The organism is Segatella copri, from assembly GCF_019127135.1.
Taxonomy (GTDB): Bacteria; Bacteroidota; Bacteroidia; order Bacteroidales; family Bacteroidaceae; genus Prevotella.
Map to the genome: position 1 here is coordinate 1 of NZ_JAHOEA010000146.1, position 1,366 is coordinate 1,366.

The 1,366-nt window shown below is 40.7% G+C and carries 1 protein-coding gene; it reads right to left on the reverse strand.

The annotated features are described in order from the left end of the window. Positions 1 to 49: 49 nt before the first annotated feature. Positions 50 to 1,036: an IS110 family transposase gene (locus KSW37_RS15560; RefSeq protein WP_217743529.1), complete on the reverse strand. Its 987-nt coding sequence runs from the start codon at positions 1,034 to 1,036 to the stop codon at positions 50 to 52. Positions 1,037 to 1,366 lie beyond the last annotated feature (330 nt).

The window sequence follows — 1,366 nt, forward strand, 5'->3', positions numbered from 1 at the left end:
ACGCCCTGTTTTACTCTAATTGAGCAAGCTTTGAGCGTATTTTTTAACGTTAATTATATTTAACGACCCTTGGGTCTTGCCTGATGAAGTTTGCGTCATAGTATTCACCTTTTTCCACGAGGGTGAATATGATCCTTAGCAACTTGTTTGCGATGGCATTTAGCACATAATGACGCGGCTTTTTATCTATTAAAGTACGTCTCTCGTAATACAGTTTAATCTCCTTGTTGTGCAATCTGGCGCTTTCTGCGCAGATGTACAACAAGGTCTTTGACCGTCTATTACCAATCTTGGATATATGTGTTCCCTTGTCCATTTTCCCCGATGATTTTTCGTATGGCGCAGTTCCTGCATAAGCAGCATATTGGCGCGCTGTAGTTATTTTTGTGAAATTCTCTGTTTTTACCAATAGTTCTACTGTGGTAATCAGCCCAACTCCATCGACACTTTTAACAAGCTCATAGTTGTGGTGAATGCTCTCATGTCCATTTATGACTTTCAACATTTCTTTTTCCGTCTCTGCAATTTCCGTGTCCAACATCTCTTTGATACGGTCCATGCTTCGCTTGACGGCAAGACTTCTGATAGGACGACAATCCTCGCTCCTGTCGGCCGTTATTAGCTGCTTACGCTGTTCTACAAGCATTTCTCGGTGGCGTGCCAATTGACGAAGCTCATATAGAGCCTCTTCTGGAAACGTCTTGTATTTCAGCTTATCAGGATATCTCTCTCCAAAATCTCTGAGCAGTGCACAATCCAGGACATCCGTCTTGGCACGGTCAGGGGTAGCTCTGTATCTATGGATGACATATCCACCCACAAAGGCAATCTTCACATTGCTATCCATGCAGCACTTCAAGAGAGTATCACCATAAACTCCGGTATGCTCAGCAACCAATACTGCATCGCTTGGAAGGGTTTCTAAAAACCTTCCGATACTCTTAAAATTGTTCTTTACAACCTTATGTGAAGGGTGGTTTGATACTTTTTTTGATGTCAAGTCGAAAAAACTTACGTCAAATTTCTCTTTTGCCAAATCTATTCCGTATATTTGCATATTGAATAAAGTTTTTAATAAGAAGGGTGCTCCGTTCTGAGCGGCTACAACTATACTACGAGTCCTGTCTTGTTCTACACAAGCAGGCTAATTTACTCTCAAGCTTCTGCTCAGAAAATATCCAGTTCCCCAAACAGGGCTAAGCCTTTACTATGCTAGAAAGGGCACAGGGTTAACGCTGGATATGGAGTATTCTTCTTTTTTTATTGTACTTATCTAATTTTCTGCAAAGTTAACAAAAGTTTGCAGATATAAAGATTTTCACCTCTTTATTTTTCCAAGTGCAAATATAATAGAAAGGGCAGAAGC